The sequence below is a fragment of the Pseudomonas fortuita genome, assembly GCF_026898135.2.
Taxonomy (GTDB): Bacteria; Pseudomonadota; Gammaproteobacteria; order Pseudomonadales; family Pseudomonadaceae; genus Aquipseudomonas; species Aquipseudomonas fortuita.
In genome coordinates, this window is sequence record NZ_CP114035.2 from 6,223,717 (window position 1) to 6,236,922 (window position 13,206).

The window sequence follows — 13,206 nt, forward strand, 5'->3', positions numbered from 1 at the left end:
CGATTTGTAGCCCGATCAGTTGCTGATCAGAGCCTCTACTTCGGCAATCTTGCGCTCAAGGGTGGCCATGTCAGGGCAGCGCAACGTGGCGTGGCCCACCTTGCGGCCGACCTTGAAGGCCTTGCCGTAGTGGTGCAGGTGGCAGTCGCCGATGGCGACGACCTTGTCCACGGCCGGCACTTCACCGATGAAGTTGAGCATTGCGCTCTCGCCCACCTTGGCCGTCGAGCCCAGCGGCAGGCCAGCGACGGCGCGCAGGTGGTTCTCGAACTGGCTGCACTCGGCGCCTTCGATGGTCCAGTGCCCGGAGTTGTGCACGCGCGGGGCGATTTCGTTGGCCTTCAGGCCACCGTCAACTTCGAAGAACTCGAAGGCCATGACGCCAACGTAGTCCAGCTTCTGCAGCACACGACCAACGTAGTCTTCGGCCAATGCCTGCAGCGGGTGCGCCTGGCTGGCCACCGACAGGCGCAGGATGCCGCTTTCGTGGGTGTTGTGCACCAGCGGGTAGAAGCGGGTTTCGCCATCACGGGCACGCACGGCCACCAGCGACACTTCGCCAGTGAACGGCACGAAGCCTTCCAGCAGGCACGGCACGCTACCCAGCTCGACGAAGGTGCCTGCCACGTCTTCTGGCGTGCGCAGCACCTTCTGACCCTTGCCGTCGTAGCCCAGGGTGCGGGTTTTAAGCACGGCAGGCAGGCCGATGCTGGCCACTGCGGCGTCCAGGTCTGCCTGGGAAAGGATGTCGGCGAAGGCCGGGGTAGGAATACCCAGGTCGCGGAACATGCTCTTTTCGAACAAGCGGTCACGGGCGATGCGCAGCGCTTCGGCACTGGGGTAGACCGGCACGAACTGCGAGAGGAAAGCCACGGTCTCGGCCGGTACGCTTTCGAACTCGAAGGTGACCAGGTCGACTTCGTCGGCCAGCTGGCGCAGGTGGTCCTGGTCGCCATAGTCGGCACGTAGATGCTCGCCCAACGGCGCGGCACAGGCGTCCGGTGCCGGGTCGAGGAAGGCGAAGTTCATGCCCAGCGGGGTACCCGCCAGGGCCAGCATGCGGCCCAGCTGGCCGCCACCGATTACACCGATCTTCATGGGTTGAGCCTCAAGCCTGGCGCGGGTCTGGGTTGTCCAGCACAGTGTCGGTCTGTTCCGTGCGGAACTGCTTCAGTGCCGCGTGGTACTGCGGGTACTTGGCGCCCAGGATGCTGGCCGACAGCAGCGCAGCGTTGATCGCACCGGCGCGGCCGATGGCCAGCGTGGCAACCGGCACGCCGGCTGGCATCTGCACGATCGACAGCAGCGAGTCGACGCCCGACAGCATCGACGACTGCACCGGCACACCCAGCACTGGCAGGTGGGTCTTGGCGGCGCACATGCCTGGCAGGTGGGCTGCGCCACCGGCACCGGCGATGATCACCTCGATGCCGCGGCCTTCGGCCTCCTCGGCATACTGGAACAGCAGATCCGGGGTGCGGTGGGCAGAAACCACCTTCACTTCGTAAGGAATGCCGAGTTTTTCCAGCATATCGGCGGTGTGGCTAAGGGTGGACCAATCGGACTTGGAGCCCATGATCACGCCAACCAGTGCACTCATCGTCGAGCCTCTTCGCTTGTGCGCCCGCGGGCGCGTCAAAAAACAACAAGCCACGCGGGACGACCGGCGTGGCTTGTTTGCTGATCAGGACCGGACGCATCCGGTCGAAAGGCCGCGCAGTATACCGTAAGGTGGTGCGTTTAAGGCACCCCGGCGACCAACTGTCGGGCCTTATTTTTCGGGGCTTTGGCTGACTTTTGGGTCAACCGCCGCCGCACCCTCGAGCTTGCGCCACAACAGCCTGACGTTGGCCTTGCGCACCAGGGCGCAGCGGTACAGGCGTATTTCCAGTGGCACATGCCACTGGCTGCCGCCGCAGACGGCCAGTTCGCCGCGCTCCAGCTCGCCACGCATCGACAGGCGCGGTACCCAGGCGATACCCATACCCTCCAGCGCCATGCTCTTGAGGCTGTCGGCCATGGCGGTTTCATAGACGGTGGTATAGCGCAGGTTGCGCTGGCGCAGCAGCAAATTGACCGAGCGGCCCAGAAATGCGCCAGCGGTATAGGCCAGCAACGGCACACTGCCCTCACCTTCCAGGTCGAACAACGGCTTGCCCTCGGCATCCACGGCACACACCGGCAACATTTCGGTGGTGCCCATGTGCAGTGAGGGGAAGATCTCGGCATCCATCTGCAGGGCCGCGTCCGGGTCATAGAAAGCCAGCATCAGGTCGCAGCCACCTTCGCGTAATGCATGCACGGCATCTCCGACGTTAGTCGCAACCAGGCGAGTGGCGATGTTCAAACCGTCGTTGCGCAACTGAGCAACCCAACGGGGGAAAAAACCCGACGCCAGGGAGTGTGCCGCAGCCACCTGCACCACCTCGCCCTGCCCGCCCTCAAGATGATGCAAATGGCGCAGAATTTCGCTCAACTGGTCGACAACCGTGCGTGCCGTGACCAGAAACAGCTGGCCGGCTTCAGTCAGTTCGATGGGCGTGCGGGAACGGTTCACCAGTTGCAGGCCCAATGCCGCTTCCAGGCTGCGAATGCGCCGGCTGAAGGCCGGTTGGGTGACAAAACGCCGCTCTGCCGCCTGTGAAAAACTGCGGGTAGCGGCGAGTGCGCTGAAATCTTCCAGCCATTTGCTTTCAAGGTTCACGAAGCACATCTCCCGGCGTGCACCAAAATGGAACACGCTCGAATGTCAATTGGCGTCACATGAAACACTATGCCGTTTGTGCATAGGTTAGCGTGCAACAGCATTGGCCGCAAAATCACCTTAAGGCCTAGGATTGGCGCCATTCCGGCATGTGCCGGGTCAACATCGAGATGATATACATCATGTCCTCCGCTGCATCGTTCCGCGTCGAAAAAGATCTGTTGGGTACCCTTGAAGTTCCTGCTGATGCCTACTACGGCATCCAGACACTGCGCGCTGCCAACAACTTCCACCTCTCCGGCGTTCCACTGTCGCACTACCCGAAACTGGTAGTCGGCCTGGCGATGGTCAAGCAGGCAGCTGCTGACGCGAACCGTGAGCTGGGGCACCTGAGCGATGCCAAGCACGCTGCGATCAGCGCAGCCTGCGCACGACTGATCAAGGGCGACTACCACGAACAGTTCGTGGTGGACATGATTCAAGGCGGTGCTGGTACTTCTACCAACATGAACGCCAACGAAGTCATCGCCAACATCGCGCTGGAGGCCATGGGTCACCAGAAGGGTGAGTACCAGTACCTGCACCCGAACAACGATGTGAACATGGCGCAGTCGACCAACGACGCCTACCCGACCGCTATCCGTCTGGGCCTGCTGCTGGGTCACGATGCCCTGCTGGCCAGCCTCGACAGCCTGATCCAGGCCTTCGCAGCCAAAGGTAAAGAGTTCGACCACGTACTGAAGATGGGCCGTACCCAGCTGCAGGACGCCGTGCCGATGACCCTGGGCCAGGAATTCCGCGCCTTCGCCACCACCATGACCGAAGACCTCAACCGTCTGCGTTCGCTGGCGCCTGAGCTGCTGACCGAAATCAACCTGGGTGGTACTGCCATCGGTACCGGCATCAACGCCGACCCGGGCTACCAGATGCTCGCGGTGCAACGCCTGGCAATCATCAGCGGTCAGCCGCTGGTACCGGCTGCCGACCTGATCGAAGCCACCTCCGACATGGGCGCCTTCGTGCTGTTCTCCGGCATGCTCAAGCGTACTGCCGTCAAGCTGTCGAAGATCTGCAACGACCTGCGCCTGCTGTCCAGCGGCCCTCGCACCGGCATCAACGAAATCAACCTGCCAGCGCGTCAGCCAGGCAGCTCGATCATGCCAGGCAAGGTCAACCCGGTTATCCCGGAAGCCGTCAACCAAGTCGCCTTCGCCATCATGGGCAACGACCTGGCCCTGACCGTCGCCGCCGAAGGTGGCCAACTGCAGCTGAACGTGATGGAACCGCTGATCGCCTACAAGATCTTCGACTCGATCCGCCTGCTGCAACGCGCCATGGACATGCTGCGCGAGCACTGCATCGTCGGCATCACTGCCAACGAACAGCGCTGCCGTGAACTGGTTGAGCACTCGATCGGCCTGGTCACCGCCCTGAACCCCTACATCGGCTACGAAAACGCCACCCGTATCGCCCGCGTTGCCCTGGAAACCGGCCGCGGCGTGCTGGAACTGGTGCGCGAAGAGAAGCTGCTGGACGAAGAGATGCTGAACGACATCCTGCGTCCGGAAAACATGATCGCTCCACGTCTGGTTCCGCTGAAGGCGTAACCCGACCGCTGCAAACAGTCTCACCAGGTTAAGGGACTAGACACCTCTCAACCTTTCAAGGCCCGAGCCAATGCTTCGGGCCTTTTTTTGTCTGATGGATTTGCCCGAACGCCCGGATATCGGCACACAACTTGCTCCATAATGCGTCCCAGCCCCACGGGATTACCCAGCATGCTGCACAGCCATCTGACTACCCTCAACGCCGTTTCGCTGATCCTCAACGTCTTTCAGGCAGAAGGTTGCGAGGCTTCGGCGCTGCTGGCCGGCAGCGGCATTGGCCCGGCAGACCTGGGGCACGCGGATGCGCGCATCACCACCCAGCAGGAATTGCAGGTGTGCGCCAACGCCGTGGCCCGGCGCGAGGACATCGGCCTGGAACTGGGCCGGCGCATGCATGTGTCGTGCTACGGCATGCTGGGTTACGCCCTGCTCTCCAGTGCCACTTTGGGTGACGCCTTGCGCCTGGCGCTGCAGTATCCGGCACTGCTGGGAACAGTCTTCAAGCTGCGCTTGCTCGACGATGGCCAGCGGGTCTGGTTCAGCGCCAGCGACTACCACGACAGCCCGGCACTGAGCGCTTTCAACGCCGAGTTCTGCCTGGTGTCGCTGAAAGTCATCTGCGATGACCTGCTTGGCCGCCCGTTGCCGTTGCTGGGGGCCCGTTTCGAGCACACTCGGCCCGGCTACCACGCGCGCTATGCCGATGCATTCCAGTGCCCGGTCGGTTTTGCCGCCGAAGACAATGCCTTTGCCTTCGAACGACGCTGGCTGGATACGCCGCTGCCGCTGGCCGACCCGATTACCCACAAAGCCATGAGCGAGCGCTGCCGGCGCCTGAACCTTGAGTTCACCGGCCGCCAGGCCTGGCTGGGACGGATTCGTCAGCTGCTTACGCAGCAACTGGATGCCGCGCCTGGGCTGGAAGGCCTGGCACGGCAAATGAACTGCTCGTCGCGCACCTTGCGCCGGCACCTACAGGCGCTGGGCAGCAGTTATCAACAGCTGCTGGACGAGCTCAGGTTCGAGCGGGCCAAGCAGTTGCTGGCCGATGAGCAGATGCCCATCTACCGTATTGCCGAGACCTTGGGGTTCAGCGAGACGGCCAGTTTCCGCCATGCCTTCCAGCGCTGGAGTGGTGTGGCGCCCAGCCACTTCCGCGGTTGACCTGTACCGGCCTCTTCGCGGGCTTGCCCGCGAAGAGGCCGGCACAGGAAAGCACGACCAGAGAGCTTGGCCAGATCGATCCCCTTTTGGCCACTTGCGTCGTTCTCCGCTACTGACCCGCCCATGACAATGGACCCACGCCAGTACCCACCGGAGAACAACAATGCTGACGATCTATTCCGATGACCACCGCCTGCACCATGGCCGCTGCGAGCTGATCGACGGCAAGCTGATGCCCTGTTTCGAAATGCCTTCGCGTGCCGACCATGTACTCGACCAGGTGAAAAAGCGCGACCTCGGCGATATCCAGGGCCCGACCGACTTCGGCCGGGCGCCATTGCTGCGCGTCCACAGCGCCGATTACCTGGACTTCTTCGAAGGCGCCTGGGCACGCTGGGCAGCATTGGGCCAGGAAGGCGACCTGCTGCCTTTCACCTGGCCTGCACGCACGCTGCGCCAGGTAAAGCCCACCGGCCTGCACGGTGAACTGGGCTACTACAGCTTCGATGCCGGTGCGCCGATCACCGCCGGCACCTGGCAAGCGGCCTACAGCGCCGCCCAGGTCGCCCTTACCGCCCAGGCAGCGATCCAGCAAGGCGCCCATTCGGCCTTCGCACTGTGCCGCCCGCCAGGGCACCACGCCGCCGGTGAAGTGATGGGCGGCTACTGCTACCTGAACAACGCCGCCATCGCTGCCCAGGCGTTCCTCGACCAGGGCAGGCGCAAAGTCGCCATCCTCGACGTTGACTACCATCATGGCAACGGCACCCAAGACATCTTCTACAGCCGCGACGACGTGTTCTTCGCCTCGATCCACGGCGACCCGCAGGACGAATTCCCGTTCTTCCTCGGCTATGCCGACGAAACCGGCGAAGGTGCCGGCGAGGGCTGCAACGTCAATTACCCTTTGCCGGCCGGCAGCGACTGGGCCGCCTGGAGCGCCGCGCTGGAAGACGCCTGCCAGCGCATCGCCAGCTATGACGCCGACGTGCTGGTCATCTCCTTGGGTGTGGACACCTTCAAGGACGACCCCATCTCGCAGTTCAAGCTCGACAGCCCGGACTACCTGGAAATGGGCAAGCGCATCGGCCAGCTCGGCAAGCCGACCCTGTTCGTGATGGAAGGCGGCTACGCTGTGGAAGAAATCGGTATCAACGCGGTCAATGTGCTGGAAGGCTTCCAGCGCGCCCAGCCAGGAGCCCGGTAATGGTCCGACTCAAGCGTCTGCTCGCCCCGTTCATCGCTGCCACCCTGTTCACCGGTGCCCTGCACGCCCAAGCCGAGCAGCGCACCCTGCGTGTGTATAACTGGTTCGATTACATCACCCCGCAGACCTTGACCGACTTCCAGAAGGACAGCGGCGTCAAACTGATCTACGACATCTTCGACACCAACGAAGCACTGGAGGCCAAGCTGCTCACCGGCAACTCCGGCTATGACGTGGTGGTGCCTTCCAATGTGTTTCTCGCCAAGCAGATCGAGGCCGGGGTATTCCAGCCGCTAGACCGCAGCAAGCTGCCGAACTGGCAACACCTGGACCCGGCGCTGATGAAACTGATCGAGGCCAACGACCCGGGTAACAAGTTTGCCGTGCCGTACATGTACGGCACCGTGCTGATCGGCTTCAACCCGGCCAAGGTCAAGGCTGCACTCGGCGACAACGCGCCGGTCGACAGCTGGGACCTGATCTTCAAGGAAGAGAACATCGCCAAGCTCAAGCAGTGCGGCGTGGCCCTGCTCGACTCGCCTTCGGAGATTCTGCCACTGGCCCTGCAGTACCTGGGCTTGCCACCGAACAGTGACAAACCGGCCGACTACAAGAAGGCTGAGGCGCTGATGCTGAAGATTCGCCCCTACATCACCTACTTCCATTCCTCGAAGTACATGGCAGACATCGCCAATGGCGACATCTGCGTGGCAGTGGGCTACAGCGGCAGCTTCTCGCAGGCCGCAAACCGCGCCCGCGAGGCGAAGAACGACGTGGTGGTGGACATGCGCCTGCCCAAGGAAGGCGCGCCGATCTGGTTCGACATGCTGGCGATTCCGAAAAACGCGGCCAACCCGGAAGACGCCCATACGTTCATCAACTACCTGCTGCGGCCGGAGGTGATTGCGCCGATCAGCGACTTTGTCGGGTACCCCAACCCGAACAAGGATGCGACCGACAAGGTAAGCCCGGCGATTCGCAACAACCCCAACCTGTACCCGACTGCGGAGGCGATGGCCAAGCTGTATACCCTCAAGCCACTTGCGCGGGATGCCGAACGGGCCAGGACCAGGGCCTGGACGCGGATCAAGTCCGGCACCTGATATAGCGCCGCGGGCCGCACAGCGGCCCCATTCACCTTCTCCAGGCCTTTCGCAGTTTCATCAGTGCCTCGGCAATCTCTCCCTCCGGCACCGCCGCAAACCCCAGCACCAGCCCCGCTCGCTTATCCACAGGCACCTCGCTGTCCGTCAACCAGAAATTACTCAGCGGCGTAACCTCCACTCCCACCGCTTCCGCCTTGGCCACCAGTTCCTGTTCCCGCGCAAAGTTATCCACATCAACCTTCACATGCAGCCCGGCCGCCACTGCCGGCATGGCGCCCAAACCGGGAATATCCTCAGGCCAGCCTGCCTTGAGTACATTGCGCCGGCTTAGCGCCGCCTTGCGCATGCGCCGGATGTGCCGCTGAAAGTGCCCGCGGGCCATGAACTCGGCCATCACACATTGGCTGCTGACCTCTGAATGCCGCACCGCCAGCGCCTTGCCCTGGCTGAACGCTTGCGCCAACTGCGGCGGGAGTACCAGGTAGCCCAGGCGCAGCGCCGGGAAGGCAATCTTGCCGAAGGTGCCGACGTACAGCACGCGCCCGTGCCGGTCGAGGGCCGCCAACGGGGCCAAGGGCGCGCCGCTGTATCGGTACTCACCGTCGTAGTCGTCCTCGATGATCCAGCCATCGTTTCGGTCAGCCCAGGCCAGCAATTCCAGGCGGCGCGCCAAGCTCATGGTCACCCCGGTCGGGTACTGGTGGGCAGGCGTCACATAGGCCATCCGACAATCCTTCAGTTGCCCAAGCCGGCTGCAATCCATCCCCTCCCCATCCACCGGTACGCCGCACAACTGGCCACCCGCCATTGCAAAGGCGTGACCGGCCGCCCGATAGCCCGGGTTTTCCACAGCTACGCCGTCGCCCGGCTCTAATAGCAACTGTGCACAAAGACTAATGGCCTGCTGCGCGCCACTGGTGATCACAATTTGTTCAGCCATGCAATTCAGCCCGCGCGAGCGACGCAAGTAGGCAGCGATCAGTTCGCGCAGCATCGGCTCGCCAGCCGGGTTGCCATAACCGAGTTGAGCGGGGGTCGGGTTACGCCAGAAACCCGCCTGCAGCTTGGCCCAGACGTCAAACGGGAACAGGTCGAATGCTGGAATGCCAACGCGAAAAGCACGCGGCTGACCGCTCCTTGGTGGCGACAAGTGATGGGTTTTCAGACGCCGCAAAGCTTCGCTTGAACGTCGGTGGCTGGATAAATCCTCAGTATATTCTTCTGAAATTGTGGATAAATCTGTTGATAACCCATGGGATAACCCTGTGGATACTTGTGTGGATAGTTTTGGTAGCCGGCTTACATAGGTGCCATCGCCGACACGGCTTTCGATGTAACCCTCGGCGTACAACTGGTCGTAAGCCCGCACCACGCTGTTGCGTGACAACACCAGCATGGTGGCCAACTCGCGGGTGGCCGGCAGCCGGGTGCCGCTGCTCAAGCGCCCGTCCAGCACCCGCGCGCGCAGCGCCTGGTACAGCTGCTGGCTGAGCCCGCGGCGGCGGTCCAGGGCGATCCCGGAAGGGTCGAAAGGCAAAACGAGGGGGCTATCATTCATGGCATTGGACCTATGAAAACAGGCATTAATGGCTCTTACCCAGAACCAATAGCCTGCCTAGGATGGCTCCACTGCACAAGGAAACCGAGCATGTACAACAGCAAACCCCATCAGGAACTCGAACTCGGCCGCCTCCACCAGCACATGCTCGACACCCGCCTGGCCGTGCTGGTCAGCCAAGGTGACCAAGGCCTGTTGGCCACACACCTGCCGGTACTGGTCGATATCACCGAGGGCGAGTTCGGCACCGTCTATGCCCACCTGGCACGGGCCAACCGCCAATGGCAGGACCTGGCACAAGGTAGCGAAGCCCTGCTGGTCTTCCCCGGTGCCGACGCCTATGTAAGCCCCAGCTACTACCCGAGCAAAGCCGATAACCCCAAAGTGGTGCCGACCTGGAACTACCTGGCCGTCCACGCGTATGGCCCGGCCGAAGTCATCCATGAAGCCGAGCCCCTGCTCGCCATCGTGAGCCGCCTGACCGATCGCCACGAACACGGTCGCAGCGAACCGTGGAAAGTCACCGACGCCCCTGCCGACTACATCGAGGGCATGCTGCGCGCCATCGTCGGTATCCGCCTGCCCATCGCCCGCCTGCAAGGTGCGCGCAAGCTCAGCCAGAACCGCTCCGCGCAAGATATCGCCGGCGTGCGTGACGGGCTGGCCGCCAGCCCCGATCAACTGGACAACCAACTCGCAGCGCACATGCGCCAACCCTGAAGGAATAGCCCCATGCCCAGCGTTACCCTGCGCCCTGTCGGCGCCCAAGACCATGCCGCCTGGCTCGCCCTGTGGCAGGCCTACCTGCACTTCTATGAAACCGAGTTGGCCGATGAAGTCAGCCTCAGCACCTGGCAGCGCCTGCTCGACCCGAGCGAGCCAACCCATGCGGCATTGGCCTGGGTCGATGGCAAGGCGGTGGGGATGGTCAACTTCATCTACCATCGTTCCAACTGGAGCATCGAAAACTCTTGTTACCTGCAGGACCTGTACGTGGACAGCTCGCAGCGCGGCCTGGGCATTGGTCGCCAGCTGATCGAGCACGTCTACACCACAGCCAAGGCCGACAACTGCATCAAGGTGCACTGGCTGACCCACGAAACCAATGCCACCGCCATCAGCCTGTATCAGCAGGTTGCCGAGCGGTCGGGCTTCATCCAATTCCGCAAAGGCTTGTAGGCCGAACATGACAGACGCATTGAACTGGAAACCCGCCGCAACGCCCCAGGCCGAGCCAATTGAAGGCCGCTTCATCCGCCTGGAAAAGCTCGACCCGGCGCGCCATGGCGACGACCTCTGGCAAGTGCTGCAAGGCCCAACGTCCGACCCAGTGCTGTGGGACTACCTGCCCTATGGCCCGTTCACCGAGCGGGCCGAATTCGACCGTTGGCTGCAGGGCAACGCCGCAGGGCGCGACCCGCTGTTCTACACCGTAATCGACCGCGCGAGCGGCCAGGCCCAGGGTATTCTCAGCCTGATGTCGATCGTGCCCGACCACGGGCGCATTGAAATCGGCCACATCGCCTTCGGCGCCGCCATGCAGCGCACCCCCAAGGGCACCGAGGCGGTGTACCTGCTGGGCAAGCTGGGCTTCGAACTGGGCAACCGTCGGCTGGAGTGGAAGTGCAACAACGCCAATGCCCGCTCCAAGCGCGCAGCGGAGCGGTTTGGCTTCGTCTACGAAGGCGTATTCCGCAAGCACCTGGTGGTGAAGGACCATAACCGCGATACGGCGTGGTATTCGATTACCGATGATGAATGGCCAGCGGTGGCTGCCGGCTTCGAGCGGTGGTTGGGCCAGGAAAACCAGCGGCCCGAGGGGCAGGTGAATACACTTGAGGCATGCCGCAACGGCTGATAGCTGTATGGGTCTCACTGGCCTCTTCGCGGGACAAGCCCGCTCCCACAGGTTTACCACTGCACTTGAGGGCAGTGCAGTACCTGCGGGAGCGGGCTTGTCCCGCGATGAGGCCGGCAAATACAGCACAAAAAAAGGGGAGCATCCGCTCCCCAGAGGTTAACCGCTTGTAGATGAGGGCTTATCTCAGCCCTCGATCTCGATCAGGATCTCACCCGGCGTCACGCGATCGCCCTTGGCCACGTGGATGGCCACGACCTTCCCAGCAATGGCCGCCTGCACTTCGGTTTCCATCTTCATGGCTTCGGTGATCAGCACGGCCTGGCCAGCCTTGACCACGTCCCCTTCCTTGACCAGTACATCAACGATGTTGCCCGGCATAGTGGTGGTGACGTGACCTGGATCGGTGGCTTGCTTGCGCTTGCTACCGCCGCCACCGACGAACTCGTTGAGTGGCTCGAACACCACTTCTTCCGGCATGCCGTCGATAGACAGGTAGAAGTGGCGCTTGCCTTCGGCCTTAACACCCACCCCGGTGATGTCGACGCGGTAGGTTTCGCCGTGCACGTCGATGACGAACTCGGTCGGTACCCCTTCACCGCCTGGAGCAGAAACGGCGCCAGCTTCTGGAATTGGCAACAGGGCTTCCGGAGTGAGGGTGCCGGCTTCGCGTTCTTCGAGGAACTTGCGGCCAATATCCGGGAACATGGCGAAGGTAAGCACGTCTTCTTCACAGCGGGCCAAGGCGCCGATGTCGTTACGCAGCTTGGTCATCTCTGGCTTCAGCAGGTCGGCCGGGCGCACATCGATCACTTCCTCGCTGCCGATCGCCTGGCGGCGCAGCTGCTCGTTGACCACACCCGGGGCCTTGCCGTAACCGCCTTGCAGGTACAGCTTCACCTCGTTGGTGATGGTCTTGTAGCGCTCGCCAGCCAGCACGTTGAAGAACGCCTGGGTGCCGACGATCTGCGAGGTCGGCGTCACCAGCGGCGGGAAGCCGAGGTCTTCACGCACACGCGGAATTTCGGCCAGCACTTCGTTCATGCGGTTGAGCGCGCCCTGTTCCTTGAGCTGGTTGGCCAGGTTGGAAATCATGCCACCGGGCACCTGGTTGACCTGCACGCGGGTGTCCACGGCGGTGAATTCGCTTTCGAACTGGTGGTACTTCTTGCGCACGGCGTAGAAGTACAAGCCGATTTCCTGCAGCAGCTCCAGGTCCAGGCCGGTGTCGAATTCGCTGCCCTTGAGCGCAGCAACCATCGACTCGGTACCCGGGTGGCTGGTGCCCCAGGCGAAGCTGGAGATGGCGGTGTCGATATGATCGGCGCCGTTTTCCACAGCCTTGAGCTGGCACATGGCGGCCAGGCCGGCGGTATCGTGGGAGTGGATGAACACCGGCAGCGACTGCTCAGCCTTCAGCGCCTTGACCAGTTCACCCGTGGCGAACGGGGTCAGCAGGCCGGCCATGTCCTTGATCGCCACCGAGTCGCAACCCATGGCTTCCATCTGCTTGGCCTGGTTCACGAAGGCCTCGATGGTGTGCACCGGGCTGGTGGTATAGGCGATGGTGCCCTGGGCATGCTTGCCGGCAGCCTTGACCGCTTCGATGGCCACGCGCAGGTTACGCACGTCGTTCATGGCGTCGAAGATACGGAACACATCAATGCCATTGACCGCTGCCTTGGCGACGAAGGCTTTGACCACGTCGTCGCTGTAGTGGCGGTAACCCAGCAGGTTCTGGCCGCGCAGCAGCATTTGCAGGCGGGTGTTGGGCAGGGCTGCGCGCAACTTGCGCAGGCGCTCCCACGGGTCTTCCTTGAGGAAGCGCACGCACGCGTCGAAGGTGGCGCCACCCCAGACTTCCAGCGACCAGTAGCCGACTTTGTCGAGCTTGTCACAGATCGGCAGCATGTCTTCGGTACGCATGCGGGTGGCCAGCAGGGACTGGTGGGCGTCGCGCAGGATCGTGTCGGTTACGTGAATTTTCTTGGACATTATAGGT

12 protein-coding genes are annotated in these 13,206 nt (G+C 62.7%); 7 read left to right on the top strand and 5 right to left on the bottom strand.

Annotation, left to right across the window (positions count from 1 at the left end):
• Nucleotides 1-15: 15 nt before the first annotated feature.
• From OZ911_RS28425 to OZ911_RS28435, 3 genes are all read right to left on the bottom strand, one after another.
• Nucleotides 16-1,098, bottom strand: a complete 1,083-nt coding sequence (locus tag OZ911_RS28425) for a 5-(carboxyamino)imidazole ribonucleotide synthase (protein WP_023047762.1) — start codon at nucleotides 1,096-1,098, stop codon at nucleotides 16-18.
• A 10-nt stretch (nucleotides 1,099-1,108) separates the two neighbouring features.
• On the bottom strand, nucleotides 1,109-1,600 hold the full coding sequence (gene purE, locus OZ911_RS28430) for a 5-(carboxyamino)imidazole ribonucleotide mutase (RefSeq protein WP_016489856.1): 492 nt from the start codon (nucleotides 1,598-1,600) through the stop codon (nucleotides 1,109-1,111).
• Between the two features lie 171 nt (nucleotides 1,601-1,771).
• Complete coding sequence (locus OZ911_RS28435; protein WP_161775561.1) at nucleotides 1,772-2,704, bottom strand: LysR substrate-binding domain-containing protein; 933 nt, start codon at nucleotides 2,702-2,704, stop codon at nucleotides 1,772-1,774.
• A gap of 182 nt (nucleotides 2,705-2,886) precedes the next feature.
• On the opposite strand from OZ911_RS28435, the gene aspA reads away from it, so the two are divergent.
• The 4 genes from aspA to OZ911_RS28455 all read left to right on the top strand — a co-directional run bounded on the left by aspA (nucleotide 2,887) and on the right by OZ911_RS28455 (nucleotide 7,785).
• On the top strand, nucleotides 2,887-4,311 hold the full coding sequence (gene aspA, locus OZ911_RS28440; RefSeq protein ID WP_024717848.1) for an aspartate ammonia-lyase: 1,425 nt from the start codon (nucleotides 2,887-2,889) through the stop codon (nucleotides 4,309-4,311).
• A gap of 171 nt (nucleotides 4,312-4,482) precedes the next feature.
• Nucleotides 4,483-5,475, top strand: coding sequence for an AraC family transcriptional regulator (locus tag OZ911_RS28445; RefSeq protein ID WP_016489859.1), 993 nt, complete (start codon nucleotides 4,483-4,485; stop codon nucleotides 5,473-5,475).
• Between the two features lie 163 nt (nucleotides 5,476-5,638).
• Nucleotides 5,639-6,682 (top strand): histone deacetylase family protein, encoded by a 1,044-nt coding sequence (locus OZ911_RS28450; protein ID WP_023047761.1) that lies wholly within the window; start codon nucleotides 5,639-5,641, stop codon nucleotides 6,680-6,682.
• Nucleotides 6,682-7,785: a polyamine ABC transporter substrate-binding protein gene (locus tag OZ911_RS28455; protein WP_016489861.1), complete on the top strand. Its 1,104-nt coding sequence runs from the start codon at nucleotides 6,682-6,684 to the stop codon at nucleotides 7,783-7,785. The genes OZ911_RS28450 and OZ911_RS28455 overlap by 1 nt, the downstream gene beginning before the upstream one ends.
• Before the next feature lie 31 nt (nucleotides 7,786-7,816).
• Here the strand turns inward: OZ911_RS28455 and pdxR are convergent, their stop codons facing one another.
• Nucleotides 7,817-9,346 (bottom strand): MocR-like pyridoxine biosynthesis transcription factor PdxR, encoded by a 1,530-nt coding sequence (gene pdxR / locus OZ911_RS28460; RefSeq protein WP_070086518.1) that lies wholly within the window; start codon nucleotides 9,344-9,346, stop codon nucleotides 7,817-7,819.
• 90 nt (nucleotides 9,347-9,436) lie between these two features.
• Here pdxR and OZ911_RS28465 point away from each other — a divergent pair, with 90 nt between their 5' ends.
• From OZ911_RS28465 to OZ911_RS28475, 3 genes are read left to right on the top strand one after another with little or no spacing between them, the layout of a single operon-like run.
• Nucleotides 9,437-10,066 (top strand): FMN-binding negative transcriptional regulator, encoded by a 630-nt coding sequence (locus OZ911_RS28465; RefSeq protein ID WP_023047759.1) that lies wholly within the window; start codon nucleotides 9,437-9,439, stop codon nucleotides 10,064-10,066.
• A 12-nt stretch (nucleotides 10,067-10,078) separates the two neighbouring features.
• Nucleotides 10,079-10,525 carry a GNAT family N-acetyltransferase gene (locus tag OZ911_RS28470; RefSeq protein ID WP_016489864.1) on the top strand — a complete coding sequence of 149 codons (447 nt, stop codon included), beginning with the start codon at nucleotides 10,079-10,081 and terminating at the stop codon, nucleotides 10,523-10,525.
• A 7-nt stretch (nucleotides 10,526-10,532) separates the two neighbouring features.
• Nucleotides 10,533-11,204 carry a GNAT family N-acetyltransferase gene (locus OZ911_RS28475; protein ID WP_016489865.1) on the top strand — a complete coding sequence of 224 codons (672 nt, stop codon included), beginning with the start codon at nucleotides 10,533-10,535 and terminating at the stop codon, nucleotides 11,202-11,204.
• A gap of 186 nt (nucleotides 11,205-11,390) precedes the next feature.
• On the opposite strand, the gene oadA is transcribed toward OZ911_RS28475, so the two are convergent.
• The gene (oadA, locus tag OZ911_RS28480; protein ID WP_016489866.1) at nucleotides 11,391-13,199 is read right to left on the bottom strand and encodes a sodium-extruding oxaloacetate decarboxylase subunit alpha; all 1,809 of its coding nucleotides are present in this window, start codon (nucleotides 13,197-13,199) and stop codon (nucleotides 11,391-11,393) included.
• Between the last annotated feature and the right edge of the window lie 7 nt (nucleotides 13,200-13,206).

Bases quoted from the DNA above. Each gene is read 5' to 3' on its own strand.
- OZ911_RS28425 (WP_023047762.1), bottom strand. From the start codon at position 1,098: ATGAAGATCGGTGTAATCGGTGGCGGCCAGCTGGGCCGCATGCTGGCC.
- pdxR (WP_070086518.1), bottom strand. From the start codon at position 9,346: ATGAATGATAGCCCCCTCGTTTTGCCTTTCGACCCTTCCGGGATCGCC.
- OZ911_RS28470 (WP_016489864.1), top strand. From the start codon at position 10,079: ATGCCCAGCGTTACCCTGCGCCCTGTCGGCGCCCAAGACCATGCCGCC.
- aspA (WP_024717848.1), top strand. From the start codon at position 2,887: ATGTCCTCCGCTGCATCGTTCCGCGTCGAAAAAGATCTGTTGGGTACC.
- OZ911_RS28475 (WP_016489865.1), top strand. From the start codon at position 10,533: ATGACAGACGCATTGAACTGGAAACCCGCCGCAACGCCCCAGGCCGAG.
- OZ911_RS28445 (WP_016489859.1), top strand. From the start codon at position 4,483: ATGCTGCACAGCCATCTGACTACCCTCAACGCCGTTTCGCTGATCCTC.
- oadA (WP_016489866.1), bottom strand. From the start codon at position 13,199: ATGTCCAAGAAAATTCACGTAACCGACACGATCCTGCGCGACGCCCAC.
- OZ911_RS28465 (WP_023047759.1), top strand. From the start codon at position 9,437: ATGTACAACAGCAAACCCCATCAGGAACTCGAACTCGGCCGCCTCCAC.
- OZ911_RS28455 (WP_016489861.1), top strand. From the start codon at position 6,682: ATGGTCCGACTCAAGCGTCTGCTCGCCCCGTTCATCGCTGCCACCCTG.
- purE (WP_016489856.1), bottom strand. From the start codon at position 1,600: ATGAGTGCACTGGTTGGCGTGATCATGGGCTCCAAGTCCGATTGGTCC.
- OZ911_RS28450 (WP_023047761.1), top strand. From the start codon at position 5,639: ATGCTGACGATCTATTCCGATGACCACCGCCTGCACCATGGCCGCTGC.